The sequence below is a fragment of the Vibrio sp. Vb1127 genome (assembly GCF_033338735.1).
Lineage (GTDB): Bacteria > Pseudomonadota > Gammaproteobacteria > Enterobacterales > Vibrionaceae > Vibrio > Vibrio alginolyticus.
Genome location: NZ_JAWOTF010000005.1, coordinates 58,534 through 79,263 on the forward strand (window position 1 = coordinate 58,534; position 20,730 = coordinate 79,263).

General features: G+C 43.4%; 8 protein-coding genes. All 8 read left to right on the forward strand.

Annotated elements, in window-relative coordinates:
- Positions 1 to 62: 62 nt before the first annotated feature.
- The 8 genes from R7H07_RS09395 to R7H07_RS09430 all read left to right on the forward strand — a co-directional run bounded on the left by R7H07_RS09395 (position 63) and on the right by R7H07_RS09430 (position 20,682).
- Positions 63 to 1,979 (forward strand): methyl-accepting chemotaxis protein, encoded by a 1,917-nt coding sequence (locus R7H07_RS09395; RefSeq protein ID WP_017821859.1) that lies wholly within the window; start codon positions 63 to 65, stop codon positions 1,977 to 1,979.
- Positions 1,980 to 2,035: 56 nt separating this feature from the next.
- Positions 2,036 to 2,236 (forward strand): restriction endonuclease subunit S, encoded by a 201-nt coding sequence (locus tag R7H07_RS09400; protein WP_005375165.1) that lies wholly within the window; start codon positions 2,036 to 2,038, stop codon positions 2,234 to 2,236.
- A gap of 246 nt (positions 2,237 to 2,482) precedes the next feature.
- A complete protein-coding gene (locus R7H07_RS09405; RefSeq protein ID WP_206959038.1) occupies positions 2,483 to 3,151 on the forward strand; it encodes a LuxR C-terminal-related transcriptional regulator in 669 nt (222 codons plus the stop codon).
- 228 nt (positions 3,152 to 3,379) lie between these two features.
- Positions 3,380 to 4,036 carry a LuxR C-terminal-related transcriptional regulator gene (locus R7H07_RS09410; RefSeq protein WP_031777174.1) on the forward strand — a complete coding sequence of 219 codons (657 nt, stop codon included), beginning with the start codon at positions 3,380 to 3,382 and terminating at the stop codon, positions 4,034 to 4,036.
- A 206-nt stretch (positions 4,037 to 4,242) separates the two neighbouring features.
- On the forward strand, positions 4,243 to 4,833 hold the full coding sequence (locus tag R7H07_RS09415; protein WP_206959036.1) for a calcium-binding protein: 591 nt from the start codon (positions 4,243 to 4,245) through the stop codon (positions 4,831 to 4,833).
- Positions 4,834 to 4,985: 152 nt separating this feature from the next.
- Positions 4,986 to 6,704 carry a type I secretion system permease/ATPase gene (locus tag R7H07_RS09420; RefSeq protein ID WP_206959034.1) on the forward strand — a complete coding sequence of 573 codons (1,719 nt, stop codon included), beginning with the start codon at positions 4,986 to 4,988 and terminating at the stop codon, positions 6,702 to 6,704.
- Complete coding sequence (locus tag R7H07_RS09425; protein WP_206959032.1) at positions 6,679 to 8,019, forward strand: HlyD family type I secretion periplasmic adaptor subunit; 1,341 nt, start codon at positions 6,679 to 6,681, stop codon at positions 8,017 to 8,019. The genes R7H07_RS09420 and R7H07_RS09425 overlap by 26 nt, the downstream gene beginning before the upstream one ends.
- A gap of 1,365 nt (positions 8,020 to 9,384) precedes the next feature.
- Positions 9,385 to 20,682: a DUF11 domain-containing protein gene (locus R7H07_RS09430; protein ID WP_206959029.1), complete on the forward strand. Its 11,298-nt coding sequence runs from the start codon at positions 9,385 to 9,387 to the stop codon at positions 20,680 to 20,682.
- Positions 20,683 to 20,730 lie beyond the last annotated feature (48 nt).

Below are 20,730 nucleotides of genomic sequence, written 5' to 3' on the forward strand. Positions count from 1 at the left end.
AGATATGCACCTGATTCCCCTTGTGGGGCCAATAACAAGTGATTCTTTTAAAAGGTCCGAATATGTTGAAACTTCATTCCTTGAGCATCAAACAGAAGGTTGTACTTGGCATTACGTTTGCTGTTCTAGCATCAACAATCATTGTTGGTGTTATGGCTCAGCGTCATGCGAGAGATGTATTGAGCCATCGTCTTATTGACATCGAGCTACCTGCGATGTTGCAGCAAATCAATACCGAAATTGACCGCGAAGTTGTCGAAATGCAACAAGCGGCAAAACAGCTGGCTACAAACGAATTTATTGTTGAAGCCCTATCTAATACAGACCGTGATCCGTCAGTAGAAGTTCAGTTGGTTCAGCAGCTCAATAACGTTAAATCACAGTATGGTCTTAATGATGCGTCGGTAGCGAATCGTCAAACGGCATATTACTGGAATCAAAACGGATTCTTACGTCAACTTAACCGAACGCAAGATGCTTGGTTCTTTGGATTTACGTCGTCTGGTCAAGAAACGTCCGTGAGTGTGTTCCAAGAGGCAAATGGCGAAGTGAAAATGTTTGCCAATTTCCAAGATCTTAATGGTACATCAATGTCAGGTCTCTCTAAATCTATGGGAGACATGGTTGCTTTGCTCAATGGGTTTAAAATTGAAGATACGGGTTACGTGTTCCTCACTAATGAACAAGGCCAGATTCAAATACACCGCCAACAAGGTAAGAACCAAACTTCTATCACTAAACTATTTGGTAGTGACGCAAGTGCGCTGTTGAACAAAAATAGCTTCAACCTAATTAATGTGGAGTTTGAAGGGCAGGATACTTTTGTTTCTAGTTTGTATGTTCCTTCAATGAACTGGTTTGTTATTGGCGTGGTTCCCGTTGATGAAGTATTCGCAGACCTGAATGCGACAGCTAAAAAAATGCTGTTTACGACCATCATTGTTGCCGTTGTATTCATTCTCATGGGCGTATGGTTGGCAAACAGCATTACGAAACCAATCCGACTGATTGCCGATCGTTTTACCGACCTTGGGCAAGGTGAAGGCGATTTGGCGCAGCGTATTGAAATTAAGGGTAATGATGAAATTGCTCAGCTTTCAAAAGGCTTTAATGGATTTATTGAGAAGATTCATGCCACGATGAAAGAGGTTGCTTTAACCAGTGGCTCATTAAGTCAAGCGGCAGAAAGTGTGTCAACGAAAGCAACATCCACACACGACAACAGCCAAGAGCAGCGTGATCAAACCATTCAAGTAGTTGCAGCTATCAACCAAATGGGTGCGACCATCAGTGAAATTGCATCGAACGCTGCTACCGCTGCTGATACGGCAAATCAGGCTTCAGATAACACTCAAACTGGTCGAGAAGTTGTGATGAAAGCAAAAGAGGTGATCAGCCGCCTAGCCGATGATGTTGAAACAACCAATATTGTTGTTACGCAGTTGGCATCGACAACCAAAGATATTGGCTCGATTCTGGGTGTAATTCGTGACATCTCTGAGCAAACGAATTTACTTGCGCTAAACGCTGCAATTGAGGCTGCTCGTGCTGGTGAGCAGGGACGTGGTTTTGCGGTTGTTGCTGATGAGGTAAGAAACCTAGCTTCACGCACGGCTGATTCTACAGAAGAGATTCAGCGCATGATCAATCAGCTTCAAAGTGACGCACAAGACGCGGTAAGTGCTATGGAAGCGGGCAAAGCGGTCACCATTGAAGGGGTTACTTCTACCGATGAAGCAGTCGAGGTATTAATCAGTATTTCTGAACGAATCACCGACATCTCTGATCGTAATACACAAGTTGCAACGGCGACGGAAGAGCAATCCACGGTGGTGCATACCATTAATCAAAATATCGAAGAAATCAACGCGATAAATGAAATGACAACCGCGACAGCAGAAGAGTTGGCGGATGCAAGTCGCGATCTTCAAGCGCTCTCTTCTCGTTTAGACAAGATGGTTGGTAGCTTCAAGTTATAGAGTTGGATAGAATAGGCGAAGTTTAAAAGTTCAATCATTAATTTTAGGTAAGTACTATGAATGACTTCGAAAAAGAACTAGAGCAAATTTCTCAAGAAACCGCTCAGGAGCCAGAAGTAAAACTGCCGTCGCTAGAAGAGCAAAAAGCGATCGTCGCTGAGCTGAAAAAGCTGGAAGCGGAAGGTAAGCTGACGCCAGAAGTGTTAGAACAACACTTTGGTAAGTTTAACCAAAAAAACGCAGTTCCAATCCACTAAGTTAGGTGGTGTTTTACCTCTAACGTGCGTGATTAAATCACCTGCTCAAACACAAAAAGGGAGTTTATACTCCCTTTTTTAATGTCTGAAAAATGCTAATACCTCTCACATACTTGCCACTTAAAAATTATTGACATTTCAATGAGTTATTAATTAGTACTAGTGATTTTCATACTTGACAATACTACCGCTCTATCTAAATCTATTGCGTATTTCAATAAAAACGACCAAGGGAATGCGATCAGGATGGAGCAGCAAAAAAAAAGAAACGTTATTTTAATCACGGAGGGAAGTCTACAGTCATCTCTGTTGAAAGATGTATTGGAGACCAAACTCGGTATTAGTGTTGCTCTAATCACGCCAGATAATCTGATTCACAGAGTGTTACATGAATCTCTTTCATCAGCCATTATTGTTGATTGCAGCGTGATCACGGATGAAATTTTTCGCCGTTATGCGGAGTTTAAAGCGGCCAAGCAGAAAGACACGCTTGAAATCTTAATTAATTGTGAGCAATCCATATCGACAGAAGATCTCTTTGCTTGGCGTACTTTGGCCGGTATTTTCTATACCTCTGATGATATAAAAACGTTGCAAGTTGGTATTGGTAAGGTGCTTCAAGGAGATATGTGGTTCAGTCGTAAGTTTTCTCAGCAGTACATTACTTACCTTCGTCGACATTGCAAACCTATAAATAAGAATGTTTCCGCTATTCTGACCAAACGAGAGCAACAAATAATTACCTTTCTTTCCATGGGGGCGTCCAATCAACAAATCGCTGAACAATTATTTGTCAGCGAGAATACGGTAAAAACGCATTTACATAATATTTTCAAGAAGATTGATGTGAAAAATAGAGTTCAAGCACTTATTTGGGCAAAGGAAAATATTTCAGACAACTCGTTACCGGTGTAATGCTATTGCAATATTAGGTTGCCTAATTTAGTAAACTCTTAATAATTTCTGTGACCTGAATGTGTTAAAAGTGTTTCTTTTATGAGAAACACTTTTTTTGGTTCTCTTTTTAATAACTTTAGAATTTAAAAAAGTAGCAAATAACTTTACTCTGTGAACTAGCACTTACATATCAAACTAAGTGCTGACGATTAACTACTAATTTAAGAATGTTAAGTCACTGAAAGTATGAGAAACATTATGGAACAGTATATGGAAAAGCCTGAAATCCTAATGCTCACTCAACAAAGTTTACAGAGTGAAAACTTTAAGGAAATGCTTTCTAAAAATACAGAAACTAAAATAACGATCATTGATACTAAAAACCCTAGTTATCATGAACTCATTCCGGAACGCTACTTTTTGCTTGTTGATTTTTCAGTTGAGATTCCTTCCGAAACTTTAGTTTATTTAAAAGATAGTAATAAAGTGCTAGGAACCATAATGCTTAATCTAGGTTATGACTTAGACACAGAAGAACTCGCTTCTTGGCCTCATGTAAAAGGTATATTTGGTCCAGGAGATTCAATGGACAAGGTTTGTCAGGGATTAAAAGCAATAATAAAAGGGGATAATTGGCTGTCTCGAAGATTACTTGATCAGCTAGTAAATTATTATCGAGGCAGAGAAGTAAATAGCATTATCGAACCTGCTATTGAGGTTGAGCTTACTCGGCGTGAAGTTCAGGTTTTAAAAATGTTGAAAGAAGGTGGTTCAAATATGGAAATCGCTGATTCTTTATTTATCAGCGAGCATACTATTAAATCACATCTATACAATATTTTTAGAAAGTTAGAAGTAAAGAACCGTACGCAAGCTACAAGTTGGGCTAAGAGAAACCTGTAGTACTAGTATTAACTTGCTGTAATAAAAAGAAAATACTCTATAAAGTACTAAATTTTATATTTATTATTAAAATGTCAGTCTGAAATATCATCCCATATTCAAACTTATTCCTATTCATTTGACTATTAGACTTCTCATGTCGTGACGAATCTAGTCAGACGTGGAACAGAAGGTCTATTCAATTAATAAGCCAAGAGGGAATAAAAATGAGCGCAAGTGACAATGACACGTATTTAGGCGATGCAGGTGTAAATAACCAATTTGCTGATTTCGATGGCGGCGATGATTTGTTTATCGGTTTTGGTGGTAATGACTCGTTTGTTGGCGGTGGCGGTAATGATTATGTGATCGGCGGCGACGGTGATGATCGCCTAATTGGTGGTGCTGGAGATGATTTGTTAAAAGGTGGGATTGGTGATGATCTATTAAAAGGAGGTTTTGGAAACGATAAGCTTTTAGGTTTGTTGGGTGATAACAAGCTATTAGGAAACACTGGTGATGATATTCTTGTTGTAGGGGCTGGAGATAACATATTGGTAGGTGGGAGTGACAGTGACAAGTTTGTGTTCACGGATAAGTTTGGTGGCCATGGCGAAGCAAAGGTTATGGATTTCACCATTGGTGAAGATTCTTTGCACATTGTTAGCGACTCGGTTACAGCCTTCGGTGATTTAAGCTTTAGCTACGATGCAGTTGGGAATGCAGTGTTTACCGATGGGGCTGATCTAACAGTGAAACTTATTGGCGTGACTGAAACTGACATCAACACCTATGGTGCAGATCTGTTCGTAATCTAAACGACTGAAAATAACTCTGGATGGGAATTAGTTTGCGTGGCTCTGCCATGCTAAAGCGAACTAACCGGACACTCTAGAGCGATTTGAGGTTACCTTAAGCTAGGCGCTAGTATTTCTGGCGCCTACAATTTTCACGTTAAACGGAAGTAGTCGTGCAAAAAACGGTTTTCAAAGAAGTGAAACAAAAACTATGCACGCTTGCGGGCTTGCTGATCGTTTTTAGCCTTTTTATCAACTTATTGGTTCTCTCTATTCCGCTGTACATGCTTCAAGTGTACAACCGAGTGATATCCTCCTACTCAACCGATACTTTATTCTTGCTCACTGTCATCGTAATTGTCGCGCTGTTAACCATGTCTATCATCGACATTGCACGAGCACAAATGAGTAAATCTTTTGGTTATTGGATGGACACAAAACTCTCCGCTTTCATGCTCAAGCGCACGATTCAATATCAATCACATACTGGGAAGAGTTATACCTCGCAAACTCTGAGAGACATTCAGAACATCAAAAGCTTTTTGAGCAGTCAAGCACCTTATCCACTGTTGGATGCGCCCTGGACACCGCTGTTTATTTTATTTGTGTATTTATTGCACCCGATACTAGGTCACATCGCGTTACTTGGATCTATCGTATTGTTTAGCCTAGGTCTACTTAATGAGCTAATGACGCGTAAAACAATGCAAGAGAGCGAAGTCAGAGCGATTTCTCATATCAACAAAGCAGAATTAGCCACGCAAAACTCCAATTCAATTCTCGCAATGGGGATGATGAATGCATTTTTAGAGAAGTGGCAGTCGCGCGTGAGTGAAGTGAATGTGCTTGAAGAGCGAGTTGCAGGTAAGTTCATCTACATGGCTAACTTTTCTAAGTTTGTGCGTGGATCACTACAGATATTTTTACTGGGAGGTGGTGCATGGTTAGTTATCCAACATGAGATAACGGCAGGGGCGATGATCGCGAGCTCCATATTAATGAGTCGGGCATTATCGCCGATGGAGCAGGCGATAGGCACGTGGCGAAGTGCGATGTCTGCTAAAGGCGCCTATAAAAGGTTGAAAGAAATCGATGCGATCGTGCGCCAAGATGAATCAGATATGCCACTGCCTAAACCAAAAGGACACTATGAGCTTACCGGACTGGCCTATCGCCATCCTGGAGCAACCGAACCAGTGCTCTCATCGATCAACTTATCGATTCCTCCGGGTGTTGCTGTTGGGGTGATTGGCCCTTCTGGTACGGGTAAATCGACGTTTGCTCGGCTGTTATTAGGTACGGTTAAGCCATTAGCGGGTAAAGTGACTCTTGATGGAATGGAAGTCTCCGTATGGGCATCTGAAGATCGCGGCGTGCATTTTGGGTATCTCGCTCAAGAGGTGGAGTTATTTCCTGGCACAATTCGAGAGAACATCGCGCGCTTTAAAGAAGAAGACCCCGCTAAAGTCATCAAGGCGGCTCAACTAGCAGGATGTCATGAATTAATACTCAAGAAAAACAAAGGCTATGATTGCATTATTGGTGAAAATGGCCGTGGTTTATCTGGGGGGGAAAGGCAGAGAATCGCTCTTGCAAGAGCCGTTTATGGCGATCCTTCTATTGTGATTTTCGATGAAGCGAATGCCAACCTCGATGGTGAGGGAGAGGCTGCGTATCAACGTTTGATTGCCCATTTAAAAGCACAGAGTACAACGATTATCGTCATTGCCCACAATCCGAGTACGTTACGACAAATGGATAGGCTGTTGTATTTGGCTGACGGCCGAGTCAAGTTATACGGCGCTAAAGATGAAGTATTAAAACGTTTGATGGGCGAAGAAAGAACAGATATCCCAAGGGTAAGAAATGAGCAATCAACTGCCAACCGTTAATCAGAGTTCTACCGAGATCGTATATCGTTTTAGCCCCAAAGCGAGACTAAGCTTTCGAAAACCAATTTTACTCGGTGTGGTGACCTTAAGTGTTTTTCTTGGAGGTCTTGGCTACTGGGCTGCAACAGCCAAATTAGAAAGTGCAGCGATTGCTTATGGTGATTTGTCAGTTCTCACTAAGCGACAAGAAATTCAGCATTTAGAAGGCGGTATTATTGAAAAGCTATATGTACAGGAAGGGGATTTAGTCGAAAAAGGTCAGTTATTAATTCAACTTTCTAAGCGTCAAGCTATGGCTAAGTTGGACTCGTTAAGTGGTCGTTTTATCCATACTCTAGCAAAGGAAAACCGTTTAAGTGCGGAGCTTGATGAGCTTCCAACGATTGTATGGTCTGATGATCTTGAAAGCATTCCCCGTGTCGATATCGTACAAGAAGCACAACTGGTTCAAAACAAGATCTTTGAAGCGAGAAAGCGATTCTTTGATAGTAAACTGAGTATCATTGAGCAGAGTATTTCTGGAGCAAATTTAGAGCTTGAAAACCTTCAGCAAACCAAAGTGATTGAGACGGAACGGCTCAACTTTATTGCTGAAGAAATAGACAGCAACCAAGCCTTGGTGCAAAAAGGTTTCTCGGGAAAATCTACCTTACTTCAACTCAAGCGCCTAGCAGCGGAGGTGAGAAGTACCTTAAGCCAGTTAGACAGGCAATCGCTCACCGTTAGAAAAAGGTTAGATGAGAACCTAGCGCAAATTGAAGAGTTGAAGCTTGAAAGGCTGAATGAGATTGTAGAGGAACTACGAAACACCAAAACGGAAATTGTCGCAATTCGGGAAGAATATCGCTCCGCTCAAGATATTGTCGCAAGAACAACGATCAACGCACCTATTTCTGGTCGCGTAGTCAACATGCAAGTGTTTACCGAAAAAGGTGTGATTGGCTCGGGTGAAACGTTACTAGAACTGGTCCCGCAAGACGATAAGTTGTTAGTCGAGGCTCGTGTTAATCCTCAGGATATTGATTTAGTGAGTCCAGGCCAGCAAGCGCATGTTCGTCTGACCGCTCTGAATGCACGGACGTTGGCACCTTTAGACGGTACAGTGCTGACGATTTCTGCCGATAAGCTCTCGCAAGAAAACCAAGAAGATTTTTATCTCGCTAGAATTGCAATTTCACCGGAAGATGTGACAAAACATCGTTTAACCTCAGGCATGAATGCCGAAGTGCTGATTTTATCTGAGCCACGAACGCCATTGAGCTACCTAATAAAGCCAATTACAGAAAGCATGAATCGCGCCTTCAGAGAGGAGTAATTTCTAAGTGCTTTTTGAAGAGTATTGTCAAAGAGTATCAAATCCAATTACATATCATCATTAAATAAACAGTTTAAAGTCTAGGTTTTTTTCTTAAAGTCGTATGTTTGTAATTTTTAGTTTTTCTGATCTAGTGAAGAATATCAATATTTTACTAGCTAATTATTTTTAGGTTAACTGTGGTAGAAATGTCATATAGTACTCTATTCATTTTCATAGTTTGTATCTTAGAGCATTTTTGAAAACTTAGTGATAATTTATTTTTATATCCATAATTTTTTAGTATTAGTAACTTGGATGAATTATTTGATACTTTTTAAAAATAAACAATATGGAGTATTAAGTATTTCAGATAAAGTACATTAAACCTTGCTGTAAAATAAAAATGTATTATCATATCAGTAAATTTAAAATTTTTCTTTTTTACAATCTTATTTTATTGTTGGTAATGTGTTTTATTAAATAAATACGACGTTATATCGTCATTAATTATCATATAAAATCTTATAATATTGTATAGGGAAATTTAAAATATAAATACAGGAATTATCGTTCTTACAACTCAAAAAAATTAAAAAGCTTTAAATAGATTGCGTTGTTAATTTATATAGTTCACCCGGTGTAGTCAGCGACACGTAATTACGATTAGATATTAATTATTGAAGAAATAGGCTGAGAACTTACTGTCATGTTACAGGTGTACTGTAGTTCAAAGTATTGTCGCAAGGGAGATAGAAAAGTGTGGTATGGTAAATAGCGAAGATATTGTAATTTTTCTGAAAGTTAAAAAAGGAAACGAACTTTGGGATAAAAATTTAACTTGGCTTTGGTCGGTGGGATTTATCACCTGTTAGAACAACATAAAGCTCGAGTCTATACCCAATCGAAAGGTTATGTAGGTTGTGAAAGGTCACGGTAGGAATAATAGCTTAAATTACTTATCCGAATCCCATCTGAGGTTTCTATTAAAATCTTTTCGAATGATAGATTTAATGAATATATGGTGGTTTTATTCATGTGTACGATTCAAACAAATTATCATGTGCATTTTTTTACTTACCACTTTGTAGCCATACATTTATTTTTTTGTAAGACAAATCTGATAACTATTCTTTATATAACAATATATTTTATTTATTGTTACTATTTGCAATTGATTATTATATTTTAAATATAAATTACTTTGTGCCATTAGGCTGATAATAATGTTGTGTATTTATCATGAAAAACAGGGATTAATTTTGGTTTTTATTTTTATTATTTTAAATTCAACAGTGTTATTACGCTAAATATTATATTTTTATGGATTATACTTTCTTAAAAATGACTAATAAAAATTTATACAAGTTGGAAAGCATTACATCAATGTTTAAGATTAGTGTTATCTTGTTATTGATTGCTTTTTTTTACTCTGAAAATGCATTAGCTGCAGGCGAAATAGAAATATCCTTTAATCCAACATTCGGTCTGCCCTACGAAAATGGACAGGTCATTACATACTCGATTGAAGTTCGAAATACGACGATCAGCACGATCAGTGATGTCTCCGTAACGAATGCCATTTGGGATGTGATGTCTGGTTCGAATAGGGCGTTCAGTAGTGTCAAGATCACTGATACTCATACGCTAGGTACGAATGCAGGTACTTACTCCTCTAGCAATAGCAACCTGAATGTGACCGGCGCAAACTTATTACCGCTAGGGCGTATTACTTATCAAATTGAAGCGACGGTTGCTGATGATGCTGCTGAAGATATTGTTCTTGGCAACACCGAAGTAAAAGGAACGGTTTCCGGCACAGAGACGACTTTTACTAACCCAGATACAATTACTTTCCCTCCGGCTGAATACGATTATCTTCTCGAAGAATACGTTAGCCCGACCGAATACGATGTTGGCGGCACACTGACTTATTCTTTAACGGCAACCAATAATGGTGCTTATGCGGTTAAAGGATTAGATATTGAGCAAGAGTTTGCGTCTTTAACAGGACAAAAGTTAGATGGCACAACAGGGAATGCATTTAGCAGCGTGACCATTAGTGCCGTGGCTTCATCGGGGAGCGATGCGGGTACCTTTGCAACAACAGGAGATTTGTCAGTCACCGATGCGGAGATCTCTGTTGGTGGTTACATTACTTACACCATCAAAGCGACGGTTGCTGCGGACTTAGTTTCCGATATTGATACCCAAGCAAGCTCCACGACTCGTGCTGGTACGGTCGACGGCAACCCGCTATCAACGCCTCCATCTGAGCCTGAAATTGTACTGGAACACACGCTCAATTCAACATCGCCATACCTGATTAACGGTGAGGTGGATTTTGAGTTGAAGGTGAGTAACAACGGTGGTGCGATTGCTCATAATTATCATGTAAAACAAAATATTAGCGACCTAATTAGCCGCAATGGTTTAGCTAACAATTTATCCCCTTCTTACAACAACACCGATGTGGATGGTAACCCCTTCACGACCTGGGATATCACGGTTTCAAGCATTGGCAGTAACTCACTTTCTGACTACCAAGGCAGCGCACAAACGGATGTCGATTTTGACGATACCGTTTCTATCTATCCGGGCGAGTCGATCACCTACCAAATTAAAGCAACCCTTACCCCAATCACGATTGGTACCTTGCAAGGCTTTACTGCTTCTGTAACGGATGACTCAGGCTCGTTGGTCAAAAGCTCCAGTATTTCGGATACGGTTGATGCTGAAAAAGTGTTGAGTGTGACGGATTCTGATATCTCTATTTCGAAGACCACTTCTGCATCCGAATATGTACCAGGTGGTGAAATTGAGTACGAAATTACCGTTACAAATGGCTCATCAAAATATTTTGCCAACAACCTGTTAGTCCAAGATAACCTAACTTGTGTTAAGACTGAGCAAGCGGGTGGCGCAGGGGATGGCCAAGCTTTTGAACAGTGGAAAGTTGAGGTTATTTCGGGTGAGGACTCGATTGGCTCGGACCCAGGCACCTTTAGCTACGGCACTTGGACGTCGAATCCACTTTCGCTAACCCCAGATATCGCTCCAGGTAAAACCATCAAGTACAAGCTGACTGCGAAAACCAATGATACCAGCACTGGTCTTATTCTTGATGACGATCCAAGTTGTTCTAACGATAACGTCACTGAAGAAGGCTCGGGTGTTCAAACACCAGATGACAACTTGCGCGCAAGTAAAGATGTAGATAGTCGCTTTTACTCTTCAGGCCAGACTCTTACTTACACCATTACCGTGACGAACGATGGTGATGGTTTTGCAAACCAAGTTCAGGTGCTAGATGACCTGAACTCAGTGAAAACAACCGATATCAACGGCAAAGAAATCAATGCTTATTCGGATTGGACGATCACCGCTGAAGCATTTAAAGACGATGGCACACCAGCAACTGCTTCAAATACGGGGATGACCGGAGAAGTTAAACACCCTGACAATTTAAATGTCATCGCAACGCTTCAACCTCACTCCTATATCGAATACACCATCGTTGCTGACACTAACCCAATTGCAAATGGTCATATCTCAAACGAAGTCACGGTGGATGGCTCTGTTTATGCAGACCGAGGTTCTGATCCTCGTGATTTTGCGATTGAGCTAAACAAACGCGTTAAGACCAATACTGACTCAGGTTTTCATGGTGAGCAGACGGCTTATTCTAAGCTGGATACTGAGGTCACTTACCAAATCAGCCTGAAGAACGATAAAGAAAACGGTTATGCGACAAATGTGGCGGTAAAAGACGCCTTATCTTCGATCACCGCGAAGATATTGGAACCAGACACGACGTCAAAACAAGTCTTCAAGTCGTGGACGATCAGTGCTGAGATCATCTCGGATGATCCTCAACTTGATGGCAACCCTGCTTATACAGATGTCGGTACTTTTAGCGATAACACAGATCTAGACACCACAGCGCATATCCCGCCAAACGTTGAAGTGCTTTACACCATCGTGGCACAAATCGATCGCTCAAATGAAAACGAGATCATTTACTCTCGATTTGATAACACGGCAGAAATTAAAACGCCTGATTCAAGCATTCAAAATTCAGCTTCGGACACGGTAGTAGTTTATCCTCACGATCCGAAAGTTATTGTTGCCAAAACAACGCCAAACGATGATTTCAAGCCCGGCGATAAGGTGACGTTTAAAGTCACAATCGTCAATACTGGTCCAGGCTATGCCAACGAAGTGCATGTTACGGATGATATCCTCGGCCTAAATGCGTTCTCAGATTGGACAATTACAGCGTCGACAGACTCCAATAACTCACCCTTTAAAACAGGCAGTTATGAAGGTGAGAAGTCAGGTTTTCCAGATGGCGGCAACATCAATAGCTACATCGATATTGACCCTAAGATCAATGGCTCAGAAGGTTATGTCGTCTATACCATTAAAGCTACAGTTAAAAATGACTATGTAGAAGATGAGATCTCTAATACCGCAGAGATCTATGACCCATCGACGAACTTAAACCAATCCTCTTCTGCCGAAATTGGTGGTACATCGGGGGATTCTCTTAACGTTTCTATTCTGAAAACAGCGGACAAAGTACGTTTTGTCCCTGGCGATGACGTCACTTATGAGGTTCGTGTTTTGAACAACGGCGCGAATGTTGAAAATGGTCTTAAGGTCGTTGATTTACTGACAGACATTCGCTCTGTGTTGGCAAATGACAAAGACAATCAATATGAAAACTACCCAGATCAATCTCCATTCGAATACTGGCAGTTTGATTTCGATGACGGTGGCGGTTTTCAATCTCAAACTACAGAAGATTTTATTTACCCACCGGGTGATGCATCGAACACGATGACACTTGCTGCGGGCGAATTGCGTACTTTCCGAATTAAAGCTCGTGTTAAAGACAATGTCATTGGTTCTCAGGATTCAATGGGTAACTTAAATGACAAAATTGAGAATGATGCCTACGTATACCGTGACTTTGGCCAAGTGACTGAAGAATCACACGTTTCTCATCACGAGATGGAGCGCGCATACAACGGTGGTGATGTAGTCAGAAAGCTATTGGTTAATGGCGTGGAATCAAAATTCTACTCTCCGGGCGATACACTTACCTATCAAGTGACGGTTTCTTCTCAAACCGGTTATGTCAATGACCACGCAGTAAGTGAAAACATCACCGGTGTGACGACTCAGTTGTTGGATGGCTCTTTGGCTACGCCATTTGATAAAGGTTTCACAGTAGATGTTTCGAAGGACGATTCTAATGGTGGCGACGGTACAACAGATGGCACGTTAGATGGCACCGTTGCGGATAATCAAGACATCAACACAACGATCGATGTCGCAGGAAAAGACTCTGTTACCTTTGAAGTTGTTGGTGTAGTGCGAGAAGACGCGACTGGCACAATCACCATTGGTGGCATCACGGTTATTCCGAACAGCTACCATCTAGCGTTCTCCAAGACGGTAGATCAATCAAGCTATGAACCGGGACAACCTCTGGTTTACCGCTTAACGATCGAAAACGATGGTAAGGGCAACGCATACAACATTCCTGTCATCGACCGACTATCCAATATCATGGTCGATCTTGTCGATGGCACAAGCGGTAAAGCGTTTGACTCGGGTTGGACGGTTGTTCCAAGGATCGTCAGTGGCAGCTCCTCGGCTATTCTCGATCTGGATGGCAAGATTGCTGATAACGCAGACATCGATACTCATGCATCCATCCCTAAAGGCACAACCATTGAATACGTTGTCACAGCTAGGGTGAACAACAACTCCGTCGGTGAGATCTTGAACTTGCTTACTGTCGATGGTGATACCGTGAGTGCGGAGACCAAAGCGTCTGCTGAGAAGTACGACTTCTCTAAACATGTCACCAAAATCTACGATCAGGATGGCACTACCGAGTTAAGCGGTGGTTACACGCCGGGTGGTTACATCGAGTATGAAATCTCACTGAAGAACTTGAACAACGTTCACATCAATGAGATGCCAATCAAGGATGAAATCAGCAAGATTCAGACTGATTACTTCGATGGAAGCGGTAAAGGTCGTGCGTTTGATTCATGGACCATCGTGACCAGTACCGATTCGAGTGGCATCAGTGATGCAGGCTCTGTCAGCAATAACAGTGATATCGACACTAATTTCAACTTAGCCGCAAACGGATTCGCGACAGGTGGAACCTTTGTTACTTACACCATTAAAGCGAAGATCAGTGAGAAAGCCGTTGGCCAAATTCTCAACGTTGCGGTGGTAGACAACAGCCATAATTTACCGTCAGAACCCGTGAACATGCTGCCGGTGAGCATTGCTAAGTCGCATAAAGCGTACACTGATACATCACTAGCGACACACAAGACCACATACAACCATACGACAGACGGCGAAAAGATCGTTTACCACTTGCGTATTGAGAACAATGGTAAAGGTTTGGAGTACAACAAGTCACTGAAAGAGTTGTTCTCAAACGTCAAAGTACGTGTCGCGCAAAACGCAGCAGGCGAATCTGACTCACAAACGCTACAGGCATTTGGCCAATATGGTTGGACAGTGACCGCGACGACCTCGGGTGAAGCGACGACGCTAATTGATGGCTATACCGGCGGCGCAAATGCAGATATCGACATTCCTGTACTTTCAATTGCGCCGGGTGGTTGGATTGACTTTGTCATGGAGTCACAGATCCGCCAAGACGCGCTCGACCAGATTGTTGCGACTCCGAAATACAACGGCAGCAACTTCAATTCTGCGAAAGTCACGCCAGAGGGTAGTAACCTGTCGGTGAGTAAAGAAATTGTCTCTATCGATGGCAAATCTTATGTATCCGGTGACACTTACAAACCGGAAGATGAGGTCATCTACAAATTCACGGTGACCAACACCGAACCCGTGTGGCGTGATCAAACCGTTATCCAAGATATCGTCTCTAACGTTCGCGTTGAGGTGATTGGCGGGACGACGAAATCTGCGTTCTCAGAGACCAACATCTCCCATGCCTTTACTTCAACAGGTACAACGGGAACACAAGACACTTACATCGAATCTTATGATGCAACCGATGATCTTGACCTGTTAGTCGATATCGCTCCGGAAGAAGTCATTGAGTTTACGGTTACTGGTAAAGTTCGCCCAGATGCACTTGGTGATATCGATGGCAACACGGGTAAAGCAGGCAACCAAAGTGATACAACTGATGTAATTCCACCAGTTGTGCCTGTATTGAACTTCGAGAAGTCAGTGCTGAGTACTACCGCAGACAGTGGTACATGTACTTTCCCATCAACGACGGGTACAGATTGTCACTACAACCCGAACGGTCAAGTTCAGTATCAAGTTAGTGTGACCAACGTGGGCGACAGCATTACCAATGGCGCGACTATCGTTGATGAGCTAAACACCATTAATACATCAGATGGTAAGGCTGCATTCCAAGACTACAGTGTGGCAATCGTAAGTGCGCCTGATCCAGACCGATTCTCTATTACGGGTAACTACCAAGGAACCGTGCCACTGAATGCAGCGTTCGACTTGATGCCGGGTGATGCGGTTGTGTTTGAGATTGACGGCACGGTAGCGGCGGATGCGTCTGGCACAATCACAAATATTGCAAAAGTGAATGATGTTGATAGTAATGCGATTGTGTTGGATCCGGGTACTTCAAGCTTAACGGCAGAGAAGTCGACCAGCACACCAACTTACACACCGGGTTCCGAGATTCGTTATGAAATGCGCATTCGAAATGAAACGCTACTTAACGAAGAAATTGATGTTCGAGATTTGATCTCGACGTACAAGGTTGAAGTTGCTGATGGCTCTGAACAGACAGCACTTAAAGATTGGGCAGTAACAGCAAGTGTGGTGAGCGACGGTAACGCTTCTGGTTTCCGTGACATTACACCGCTCCAATCTATCGCAGCCAATACTGACATCGACGTTACCGTGAAAATGAATGGTAAAGTGGATGGCGGTGCAGAAAGTGAAATCCTAATCGAAGTCGTTGGTCATGTTCGTGATGATGCCGTTGGTGAGTTTACAAACCAACTACAAGGTAAGCTGAATTCAGGAACCAAGTACTTCACCTACAACCTCAAAGAAAAAGTTATCGTCCCAGAACCGGGAAGCCTTGCTGTGACTAAAGTAACCTCAATCACCCCTGCGATTTACCATCCGGGTGATACCATTGGTTACGACATTGAGGTGAAAAATACCGGTACAGGTTATGCGACCGATGTGTTGATTTCAGACCTTTGGAAGACAATTCGTGCTGAGAAAGCTGGCGCAACATTACCTGTGCGTGCGTTTGATTCTTGGTCAGCAAAATCTGTGAGCGTTGATGGTACCGATCCAACGTTGACTCAACCCATAGCGGGCTCTGAGGTGACTGGCGACAATGGTTATCAGATTCGTTACAACATTCACCCAGATCACACAGTGAAACTTCATGTTGAAGGTGTTGTAAAAGCGGACCTTGTTGGCGATATCACCAACGTAGTGGAAGTGAGCGATTCAAGCAGCTCTCAAACTGCGGATGCGACTTACGTGGCGGCAACTGCTGACCTCACGGTCGATAAAACAGTTGATAAGAGCCAATACGAATCAGGTGACAAGCTGACCTATACCATCAAGATCGAAAACACCACCGCCAACTGGGCGAGTGATGTGGAGATCAAAGATCTGGTCAACGACATCACTTCAACCAGTATTACGGGCGCGACAGTAAAAGCGTTTGAATCTGGCACCATCTTCTTCAATGCATCTTCACAGACGGGTGACACCAAGTTCCCATCGTCCACTGGTGAGTTTTTAGATGGCAGCTTGGACATCGGTCCAAATGATGTGGTGACCATTACGGCGGAAGGGGAGCTTGACCCAGAAGTGGTGGGCGATGTCACCAACCAAGTTGAAGTGACCTACAACGGTTCGACTAAAACCGCAGAAGCGACCAGCACGGCGAAGATCCCAGATTTAACCTTCACCAAAGAGCCAATGGTAGAGTTTTATAGCCCTAACCAAGCGGCAGGTTACATCCTGAAAATCGTCAACGAAGGCAACAGCTACGCGAATGACATCAACCTAAAAGATGAAATTGGTGCGCTAACCGTGAACACCATTGATGGCTCGGCGAACCAAGCCTTCCTGCAATGGGCGGTTCAGTATGTTACGGGCAGTTCACTGACCACAGTCGATGCTAACTCACTCGTTGTCGACAAGGATATTGATTACAACATCGACCTCGCACCGAACGACACCATCACCCTTTACGTTATTGGTCTAGTCAATACAGAAGCGACGGGCGACATTGTTAACACCGCAACGTTGAATCACAACAGTAAAGACGTGACGGCAACGGCAACGTTGAAACCGCGTCCGGGCGATATCATTCTAGAGAAAACCACCGATGAGCGTTACTACCAGCCGGGAGAGTTCTCTACATTCCGCGTCAAAGTGACCAACAACGGTTCTGGCTTTGCGGCCGATGTAAAAGTCGAGGACATCATTTCTTCACTCGAAGTGGAAACCTCGGGTGGAGCAATGGAGCCTGCATTGAATGATTGGACCATCGTGACCACTAAAGGCGACCCACGCACCAATATCGAAACGGTACCAGGACCAAACGGTGACATTTCTACCAACCTTGATATCGCGCCTGGCGACACGGTTGAATTTGCCATCACAGGTACAGTCAACAGCAGTGCGGTGGCTAACATCGTTAACACCGCGACAGCTGAGTTCGGCGGTGCGACCACCGATGCAACAGCAACGTTAGAAACCTTACCTGAAGAAGTTTGGATTGAGAAAACAGCAGAATCACCAATTTACATTCCGGGTGAGGAAGCGGTTTTCCATGTTCGTGTTTACAACGGTACCGATGGTTTCGATAACGACATTAAATTGGATGACATGCTATCGGGTATCAAAGCGACCAACATTTACGGTGTTAATGAGCGAGCGTTTGAAAGCTGGACGATTGAAACAACCAACACTGACAGCCGCACAACGATCACGCCAATGCCTATCGATAACCAAGACATTCGTTCAGTAATCGATATCGCGCCGCATGACATTGTTGAGTTCACCATTACGGCGAAAACCAACCCATTAGCGGCGAGTGAAATTACCAACACTGCCACCGCTGATTTGAATGGCACCACACAACAATCGAGCGCGACTATTCAGCCTCAATCGCAAGGTATCTCTATCGAGAAAACCGCTGACACTGAGTTCTACATTCCGGGCAAAGAAGCGACATTCCGCGTCAAAGTGAAGAACGAAGGTACGGTGCCAGCAACAGATGTCGAGGTGAAAGATGCCATTAGTGATCTTGAAGTGGTTCGTTTAGATGGCACGACAGTCAAAGCGTTCGATTCGTGGCGTATCGAAGTTAACAAGGGCAGTTCCGATACTGACATTACCAATATTCCAAGCGTAAATACGGACATCGATTCAACGCTGACCATTGCAGCGAATGATGAAGTGGAGTTCGTCATCACTGGTTTGGTGAATCAATACGCAACGGGCGAGATTGAGAACACAGCAAGTGCGTTGTTCCGCGGTGAAACTCAAGAAGCAAGCGCGATGCTATTGGCGATGCCAGAGTCGGTCAAGCTAGAGAAGACCGTCGATGATGAGTACTACCGTCCGGGTGAAAACGTCACTTACCACGTGGTGTTAAGTAATGAATCTGGATCGTTTACCGAAGAGATAGTGCTTAAGGATCTTATCTCAGAGTTGAAGGTAAATACGATTCATGACACCGAAGCGCCAGCGTTTACCAGTTGGAGCATGACAAGCTCATACAGTGATGACCGCACCATCGTGTTACCACAGATTCAAGGTGACAATCTGGACGTGAATAGCCGTGTGATTATTGCGCCAAACGATAAGTTGGACATTGAAATCACGGGTGTCGTCAACGCGGATGCGATGGGAGAAATCACCAACCACGCGTATGCCTACGACAAGTCAGAAAGTGATGTTCTGGCGGATGATTTCGCAACTATCAAACCACTGCCGATCATTTTGTCGGTGACCAAGGTGGCAGATAAAGCGGAATACACCAACGACGACGATGAAATTACCTTCACGATGACGGCGACCAACCGAGGCTCTGCAGATGCAGAAAGCGTCAACCTGTTGGATGAAATCGATAAGCTTATTGGTAACAACGGCAATCCATTGTTCACCACATGGAAAGCGACCATCACTGAGCTTAAGTCTGGTGTGGTGGTTTCTGTCGATTCAGATAGCAATGTCGATTCAAACCACACTATGAAGGCGTACCAAGGTAATGAATACGAAATCGTAGTGACAGGTGAGATCAACCAAGGCATTGATGACAACTTCACGAACGTCTTTACCGCGAAAGCATCGACAGGTGAAGTCGCGTTCGCCAACGTCACGATCAAGGTTAAGAAGCAAGCTTACAACGAAGGCATGCTGAAAGTGACCAAGGTAGCGAGCAAGTCAGAGGCGAGCGTCGGTGAAGTTGTTGAATACGAAGTCGTGATTACCAATAAAAACGACAACCCATTCACGGGTGTACGTTTGGTTGACCGCTATCCGGGCGGCTTTGCTTACATCCCAGACTCGACAGAGATGGTCAACAGTGGTCCTGATGGCGTATTTGATACCTCGGATGACATCCAAATCACCGTAGAGCCAACGAAGACCAATCAACTGTTCTTCGAAGTCGGCGACATGAATATTTACGGCAAGGGCGATTCGAAAACCGCTGATGCTGTTCGTATCCGTTACCTAATGCGTGTAAGCGTCGGTGCTACCTTTGGCGTTTACACCAACACAGCATGGGCCGAAGCGCCACCGGCAGAAAGCTTCTCGGCACAAAACACCACGACCAACTACGTTGTGAAGTCGAACCTCGCCAGTGCAACGGTTGAAGTCATGCCAGATAAGGTATTCGACACCGCTTCGATCATCGGCAAGGTGTTTGAAGACCACAACGGTGACGGTTTCCAAGCAGACGCAACGGCAGATGACATTTATATTGATGTAGACCTTGCCGCAGGCGATTACGTACTGGGCTCAACTTTCATTACTCAAGATGGCGTTGAAACCCAACTTAAAGATGTGAAGGTGAAACTCAAAGGCCAAGACGTTGTTATGTCGAGTGTGGACAAAGGCTATGAAGTCGATGAGCTGTTTGGTCTATCTCGTAACCGTACCCTCGAACACAGCAACAAAGTGGTGTTCCAGTTTAATACTCGAACTCGCCAAGGTTTCCCGTTCAAGGTGACAACGGATAACGGCACGCACATCGAGTTCGATAAGCAAGGTAACGCGATTACCAAGCACAAAGGAGATAAGAAAAAAGGTCTGTCGGCAGAGAACATCGACGTGGTGAGAAACCTCTACCGAGATGGGGATATGTACTTATGGGAAATCATTGTAGAGAACAAAGGACTTTACGAAGACGGTATCCCAGGCGTTCGACTGTTAACGGTCGAAGGCATCATCATCGAGACAGACCAATATGGTCGATACCACGTTCCAGATCAGTGGGTGTTGAATAAAAAAGGTAAGCAGTTCTTGGTCAAAGTCGACACAGACTCGCTACCGACAGGCATGAGGGTGGTCAGTGAGAACCCGAAAGTACGCCGAATCACACCAAACAAACTGACGAAATTTAACTTCAGTATTCAAAGCAGTGGGGATGATTAACCGTTCGCAGTACAGACGCAGGCTGGGCCAGACCCAGCCAACCACTCA